6 protein-coding genes are annotated in these 7,353 nt (G+C 74.5%); all 6 read right to left on the bottom strand.

The window, feature by feature from the left end; all coding sequences use genetic code 11:
* Nucleotides 1–324: 324 nt before the first annotated feature.
* A complete protein-coding gene (locus tag ACFY2L_RS21530) occupies nucleotides 325–1,794 on the bottom strand; it encodes an MFS transporter (RefSeq protein ID WP_390659252.1) in 1,470 nt (489 codons plus the stop codon).
* Nucleotides 1,795–1,853: 59 nt separating this feature from the next.
* On the bottom strand, nucleotides 1,854–2,885 hold the full coding sequence (fbaA, locus tag ACFY2L_RS21525; RefSeq protein ID WP_390659251.1) for a class II fructose-bisphosphate aldolase: 1,032 nt from the start codon (nucleotides 2,883–2,885) through the stop codon (nucleotides 1,854–1,856).
* 169 nt (nucleotides 2,886–3,054) lie between these two features.
* The gene (gene pyrE / locus ACFY2L_RS21520) at nucleotides 3,055–3,609 is read right to left on the bottom strand and encodes an orotate phosphoribosyltransferase (protein WP_390659250.1); all 555 of its coding nucleotides are present in this window, start codon (nucleotides 3,607–3,609) and stop codon (nucleotides 3,055–3,057) included.
* A 10-nt stretch (nucleotides 3,610–3,619) separates the two neighbouring features.
* On the bottom strand, nucleotides 3,620–4,408 hold the full coding sequence (locus tag ACFY2L_RS21515) for an aldose 1-epimerase (protein ID WP_390823080.1): 789 nt from the start codon (nucleotides 4,406–4,408) through the stop codon (nucleotides 3,620–3,622).
* Nucleotides 4,409–4,465: 57 nt separating this feature from the next.
* Nucleotides 4,466–5,542 (bottom strand): SRPBCC domain-containing protein, encoded by a 1,077-nt coding sequence (locus tag ACFY2L_RS21510; protein WP_390823078.1) that lies wholly within the window; start codon nucleotides 5,540–5,542, stop codon nucleotides 4,466–4,468.
* Nucleotides 5,543–5,636: 94 nt separating this feature from the next.
* A complete protein-coding gene (locus ACFY2L_RS21505; protein ID WP_390659247.1) occupies nucleotides 5,637–7,265 on the bottom strand; it encodes a polyamine aminopropyltransferase in 1,629 nt (542 codons plus the stop codon).
* Between the last annotated feature and the right edge of the window lie 88 nt (nucleotides 7,266–7,353).

Here is a 7,353-nt window from a genome sequence, read left to right as displayed (position 1 = left end):
CCCCACCGGCCCGCAGCCGACCCACCACCCGCAGCCAAGCACACGAAGGGGCGCGGGGAACCGCGCGACCAACCCCCACCGGCCCGCAGCCGACCCACCACCCGCAGCCAAGCACACGAAGGGACGCGGGGAACCGCGCGACCAACCCCCACCGGCCCGCAGCCGACCCACCACCCGCAGCCAAGCACACGAAGGGGCGCGGGGAACCGCGCGACCAACCCCCACCGGCCCGCAGCCGACCCGCCAGCCGCAGCCCAGCGCACGAAGGGGCGCGGGGAACTGCGCGATCGGCTCCCCCCGGGCCGCAGGTGGCCGTGGTCGTTGCTAGGGCACGCTTCCCCGCCCCCGTCGTCCCTCCAGCGGCGGAGCCGAGACGCAGCAGTGGGTTCTGCATTCCGGGTGGCCGCAGTCCGGCGGGGGCCGCCGTACCGTCGCGAAGGCCACGGCCGAGCCCACCACGAGCACCCCCGCGCACCACACCATCGCCCGCCGGAACGGCCCCTCGAAAGCCTCCGCCGAGCGGTACGCCTCCGGTCCCATCCCGGTCAGCAGGGGCAGCGCGGCCACCGCGACCAGGCCCGCCGCCCGGGCCGCCGCGTTGTTGACGCCGCTGGCGAGCCCGGCCCGCGTCACGTCCACCGAGGCCAGCACGGTCGCGGTCAGCGGGGCGACCAGGGTGACCAGGCCGAGACCGAGCACCAGGACGGCGGGCAGGACGTCGGCGGCGTACGACGCGCCCGCGCCGACCCGGAGCATCAGCAGCATCCCCGCCGCGCACAGCAGCGGGCCCACCGTGAGCGGGATGCGCGGCCCGATCCGCTCGCCCAGCTCACCGGACCGGGCGGAGAGCAGCAGCATCAGCACGGTGGTGGGCAGCAGCGCCGTACCGGCGCCGAGCGCGGAGTACCCGGCGACGACCTGGAGCTGGACCACCGAGAGGAAGAAGAAGCCGCCGAGGGCCGCGTACACGCACAGCGTGACCACGTTGACGGCGCTGAACTGGCGGGACGCGAAGATGTCGAGCGGCATCATCGGGTCGGGCCGGCGCCGCTCGACGGACAGGAAGGCCGCCCCGGCGGCGACCCCGCCCACCGCCGTGAGGGCGACGGCCACGGACCGCCCACCGCCCGCCTCGATCAGCGCGTACGTCACCAGACCCAGCGCCAGCGCCCCCAGCGCCGCTCCCAGCACGTCGAAGCGGCCGTGCGCGCGCTGGTCCCCCGACTCCGGCACATGCCGCAGCGCCACCGGCACGCACACCACCGCCAGCGGCACGTTCAGCAGGAACACCCACCGCCAGCCCGGCCCGTCCACCAGCCAGCCGCCGACGAAGGGCCCCACGGCCGCCCCCATGCCCCCGAACCCCGACCACAGGCCCACGGCCCGCCCCCGGTCGTCGGAGTGGAAGGAGGCCTGGATCAGCGCCAGGGAACCGGGCGTGAGGAGCGCGCCCCCGACGCCCTGCAGGGCACGGGCCGCGACCAGCACGCCCGCGTTCGGCGCCAGCCCGCACAGCAGCGAGGCCGCGGCGAACCACACCACGCCCACCACGAAGACCTTGCGGCGCCCGTAGCGGTCCCCCAGGGAGCCGCCCAGCAGGATCAGCCCGGCCAGCGTCACCATGTAGGCGTTGACCGTCCACTGCAGGGCCGCGAGGTCCGCGTCCAGGTCCTCGCCGATGCGGGGCAGCGCGACGTTGACGACGGTCGAGTCCAGGAGGGCCATGCTGGAGCCGAGGACCGTGGTGAACACGATCCACTTGCCCTGAGGCGAGGACAGCCGGACGTCGGGCATGTTCCCAGGTATACAGCGAGCCCGGCGCCGAGGCACCGGGCTCGCTGGGACGCGTGGGCCTACTTGATCTTCTGGCCCGCCGAACGCAGGTTCTGCGTGGCCTCGACGACGCGCGCGGCCATGCTCGCCTCGGCCAGCTTGCCCCAGGTCCGCGGGTCGTAGGTCTTCTTGGAGCCGACCTCGCCGTCGACCTTCAGGACGCCGTCGTAGTTCTTGAACATGTGGTCGGCGACGGGACGCGTGAAGGCGTACTGCGTGTCCGTGTCGAGGTTCATCTTGACGACGCCGTTCTCCAGCGCGGTCGCGATCTCCTCCTCCGTGGAGCCGGAGCCGCCGTGGAAGACGAAGTCGAAGGGCTGCGAGCCGGCCGGCTTGCCGTACTTCGCGGCGACGCCGTCGTTCAGCTCCTTGAGCAGGTCGGGACGCAGGACCACGTTGCCCGGCTTGTAGACGCCGTGGACGTTGCCGAAGGACGCGGCCAGCAGGTAGCGGCCCTTCTCGCCCAGGCCGAGCGCCTCGGCCGTACGGATGGCGTCCTCGACCGTCGTGTACAGGGAGTCGTTGATCTCGTGCGAGACGCCGTCCTCCTCGCCGCCGGTCGGGGTGATCTCCACCTCGAGGATGATCTTCGCGGCGGCGGCGCGGGCGAGCAGCTCCTGCGCGATCTCCAGGTTGTCGGCGAGGGTCTCGGCGGAGCCGTCCCACATGTGCGACTGGAAGAGCGGGTTGCGGCCGGCCTTCACGCGCTCCTCGGAGACGGCCAGCAGCGGACGTACGTACCCGTCGAGCTTGTCCTTCGGGCAGTGGTCCGTGTGCAGGGCGACGGTGACCGGGTACTTCTCGGCGACGATGTGCGCGAACTCGGCCAGGGCCACGGAGCCCGTCACCATGTCCTTGCTGTACTGGCCGCCCAGGAACTCGGCACCACCCGTGGAGATCTGGATGATGCCGTCGCTCTCCGCCTCCGCGAAGCCGCGCAGAGCCGCGTGCAGGGTCTGGGTCGAGGTGACGTTGATGGCCGGGTAGGCGAACTTGCCTGCCTTCGCCCGGTCGAGCATCTCGTTGTAGACCTCGGGGGTTGCGATGGGCATTCGTCCGCTCCTTGAGTGTGCGGGTTGGCGTACTGCGTGCTTACGGCCCTGACCTAGACCTTGGGGTTCGACGTCGTCGTCGTCCCCATCTTTCCAGAGATGTGCGGATGGTCCATGGCCGGTCCACGGGCGGACCGCACAGCGGTCCATTCCAGGTCGGAAAGGCTGGTCAGTCCAGACCCAGTTCATCCTTCGAGAAGGCGAACAGGTAGGGGACGCCCGCGCCCGCGCGGATCTTCTCGTCGGCGCCGGTCGCCCGGTCCACGATGGTCGCGACGGCGACGACCTCGGCGCCCGCCTCGCGCACGGCCTCCACGGCGGTCAGCGGCGAGCCGCCGGTGGTGGAGGTGTCCTCGACGACCAGGACCCGGCGGCCCTTGATCTCGGGGCCCTCGACCCGCCGCTGCAGTCCGTGCGCCTTGGCCGCCTTGCGCACGACGAAGGCGTCCAGCCTGCGGCCGCGGGCGGCGGCCGCGTGCAGCATGGCGGCGGCGACCGGGTCGGCGCCCATGGTCAGTCCGCCGACGGCGTCGAACTCCAGCTCGGCGGTGAGGTCGAGCAGCACCTGCCCGACCAGCGGGGCGGCCTCGCCGTCGAGGGTGACGCGGCGGAGGTCGACGTAGTAGTCCGCCTCCAGCCCCGACGACAGGGTCACCTTGCCGTGCACCACGGCCTTGTCCTTGATCTGCTGCAGCAGCGCGCCGCGTACATCCACGTCCGTCATGCCGAACAGCTTAGAGGCGGGTCCAGGTCCAGGTCGTCGTCGCCTCCAGCGGCTCCAGCGGGGTGACCTGGCGCGGGAGGGTGTTCAGCCCGTCGGGCGGGCCGGTCTGCGGCTCCACGCACACGGCCGCCTCCTGCTCGTCGTAGACCACGACCCACTCCTGCGGGCTGGTCACCTCGACCCGCAGCTGTCCCGGCCAGGTCAGGGCGACGGAGACGCCGCCCGGCATGCCGAAGCAGTCGTCCCACGGCCCCGGCTTCGGCTCGACACGGTTCCCGGTCGGCAGATGGTCCTCGCCGCGCTCCTCCTGCCAGGCGGCGTCGAAGGCGATCCGCACGTCCTCGCCGCCCAGGTTCCGGTTGAACCAGGGGTGCCAGCCGATCTGCGCCGGGAAGGACGAGCCGTACGTCTCCACGCCCATGGCGAGGGTGAGCGCGTCCTCGGTCAGGGTGACCACCTGGGTGACCCGGCCGGGGTGCGGCCAGGGGTCCACCAGGTCGTAGGTCAGGACGGCCTCGTCGGCCGTGACCCGCGCGACCTTCCAGGCGCCGTCGCGGGCGGTGCCGTGGATGGCGTGGGGCGCGGCGTTCAGCGGCATCTGGTGGACGGTCGCGCCGTCGCGGAACCGGCCGTCCCGGATCCGGCCGCACCAGGGGACCATCGGGAAGCAGCCGAACCGCTCGCCCTGCCGCAGCAGTTCCAGTCCGCCGACGCGCAGCCCACCGACCCGGCCGCCGTTGCCCGGCCGCACGGTCACCTCCGCGTCGCCCGCGGTCAGCGTGATGTCTTCGTCAGTCACGGGTCGACCCTACTGGCCCGATCAAGAGGGCCGCCCGAAGGCCGCCCCGGCACGCGGCTACCTGCGGCGGCGCAGCGCCCGGCCCACCACGATGGCCGACGCCACGACCAGCGCGGCGGCGGGCGCGGCCCAGCGCAGCGTGCTGTTCGGCGCGATGGTCTGCGGCGCCGGGACCGGGGCGTACCGTCCGCGCGGCGGGGCGTGGTCCACCTCCTCCGCGCTGCGCCCGATCATCGTGCGGCGCGCGTGCGCGGCCTCGGCGGGCGGCTCACCGGGCTCACCGGGGGCGAGGTCGCCGGCCTCCTCGTCGAGCCCGGACGGCGGGACCTCGGCCCCCTCGTCCGATACGACGCCCTCGGCGGCCTCCCCGGACGTGGCACCCTCGGCGGGCTCCTGCGGTACGGCACCCTCGGCGGCTTCCTCGGACACGGCCTCGCCGGCCGGCTCCCCCGAGACGGCGCCCTCGGCGGGCTCCCCGGACGCGACGCCCTCGGCGGGCTGGACGGGTGGTGCGCCCTCGGCGGGCTCCTGCGGTACGGCGCTCTCGGCGGCCTCCTCGGACGCCGCCTCGCCGGCCGGCTCCCCCGGGACGGCACCCTCGACCGGCTCCCCCGGGACGGCAGTCTCGGCGGACTCCCCCGGCACGGCCCCTCCAGCCGGCTCCTCCGGCGCGCGGCTCTCGGCCGGTGCACCCGGGACGCCTCCCCCGGCCGTCGCCGCCGTCACCAGGTTCTCCGCGAAGCGGTTCAGCAACCGTGCGACCGCCGCCGCCACCTGCTCCTCGGGCAGTTCGGCGACCCGGCCGTCCGCCGCGGCCGTGGCCTCGAAGTGGAGGGTCGTGCCGGTGCCGGTGTCCCGCAGCCGCGCCAGGAGCGCGAGCTTCACGGAACCGCTGCCCCGGGCCTCGGTGGCGTCGCCCGCCAGGGCGTAGGCGCCGTCCTCCCGCGCGGAGACCCGTACGGACCCCCGGTAGGTGATGGTGTGGCCGCCGATACGGACCTTCAGCCGCCCGGCGACGGGTTCGGTTCCGGCGTCCTGCTGGAGGCCGGGCACCGCACGGGCCACCTGCGCGGGGTCGGCGAGGACCGCCCTCAGCCGCTCGGCCGGAACCGGAACGAACACCTCATGCTCCATAGTGGCGGAGCCTACCCAGCCGCCCGCCGAAAGCACCCGGCAAAACCGGGATTCGGCTCCCGGGGACCGCACGCGGTGGTACCCGTCGGTCTTCTCAGTACCGCGGGTGCACCAGCGTCGAGGCCCGTACGCCCGCCACCCGCGTCCCCCGGACCGCGCGCGCGTCCGCCGTCAGATCCCGCTGGGTCAGGGCGCGCGGGAGGTGTCCGGCGGGAGCGAGGCGCAGGGGCGGGCGGCTGCCGGCGGCGGCGAGGACGAAGCCCCAGTCATGGGGGGCGCGGGAGGTGCCGCGGCCGGGGCCGCCGGGGAGACCGGGGTCGCGGGAGTCGACGCGGTAGGGGACGGTGCGCAGGCCCGCCGCCCGCACGGTCGCCTCCACCGTCCAGAAGACCCGCGGCCGGCCGGTCACCGGCCCGGCGTGCACGGCGAGCCGCCCGCCCGGGGCGAGGGCCCGCCGGGCGAGGCCGTAGAACTCCAGGGAGTAGAGCTTGGTGCTGGCGGTGATGCCGGGGTCGGGCAGGTCCGCGATCACGACGTCGTACGCCGCCGGGGGCGCCCCGCGCAGCCAGTGGAAGGCGTCGGCCGTGGTGACGTGGACGCGGGGATCGTCGTAGGCGCGGGCGTTGAGGCGGGCGAGGGCGGGGTCGGTGCGGGCCAGCCGGACCAGGCCCGGGTCGAGTTCGACGATGTCGACACGGCGCACGCCGGGGAGGGCGAGGGCCTCACGCGCGGCCAGGCCGTCGCCGCCGCCGAGGACGAGCACGCGCGCGTGGGGGCCGTTCATCGCGGGGAGGACGAGGGCCTCGTGGTAGCGGCGTTCGTCGCCGCCGACGCGCAGCCGGCCCTCCAGGTAGAGGGCGAGGGGGCGGCCGTGGGTGCCGCCGGTGAGGACGACCTCCTGGACGCCGGTCCGCAGGGCGACGCGCACGTCGTCGCCGTAGACCGCCTGGCGTGCGGCCCGCTCGAAGTCGTCGACGAGGACCGCGGCGGAGGCGAGGACACCGATGACGACGACGCCGGCGACCAGCAGGGTGCCGCGGGCGCGGCGGCTGAGGTCGCGGCGGAACAGGCCGAGGACCAGGGCGCCCCCGGCGACGACGTTGACCGCGCCGGTCAGCAGGGAGCTGGTCAGCTGGCCGAAGAAGGGCAGCAGCAGGAAGGGGAACGCCAGGCCGCCGACGAGCGCGCCGACGTAGTCCGCGGCGAACAGGTCGGCGACCGCGCCGCCCGCGTCCTGGCGGCGGACGCGCTGGATGAGCTCCATGAGGAGGGGGACCTCGGCGCCGATGAGCAGGCCGATGGCGAGGGAGAAGGCGACGAGGAGGACGCGCGGGCCGTCGGCCCACAGACCGCCCCAGCCGCCCGTCCAGGCGAACACCGCGTACAGCGCCATCGCGCTGCAGCCGCCGACCAGGGCGAGGACCGCCTCCAGGGCACCGAAGCCGGCCGCGGCGAACCGGCGCAGCCGTTTGGCCGCGAGGGAGCCGATGCCCATCGCGAAGACCATCACGGACAGCACCACGGAGGCCTGGGTGACGGAGTCGCCCATCAGGTAGGAGGCGAGGGCGACGAGTTCGAGTTCGTAGACGAGTCCGCAGGCCGCGCAGACGAAGACGCAGGTGAGCACCAGGAACCGCCCGACGTCCGGCCGGACGGGGAGCCGCGTGGGGCCGCGCCGGGGCGGTGGGGCACCGGGCGGGGCCGGGGCGTGCGGTTCGATCACGACTGCGACGTTACGTCACGGGTCCGGGACGCTTCGTCACCCACACGTGTGGAAGATGGCCCTCAAACACGGCGCCTCCCCGCCAAAC

The organism is Streptomyces sp. NPDC001381, assembly GCF_042895685.1.
Classification (GTDB): domain Bacteria; phylum Actinomycetota; class Actinomycetes; order Streptomycetales; family Streptomycetaceae; genus Streptomyces.
This window is presented reverse-complemented; position numbering and strand designations above follow the sequence as displayed.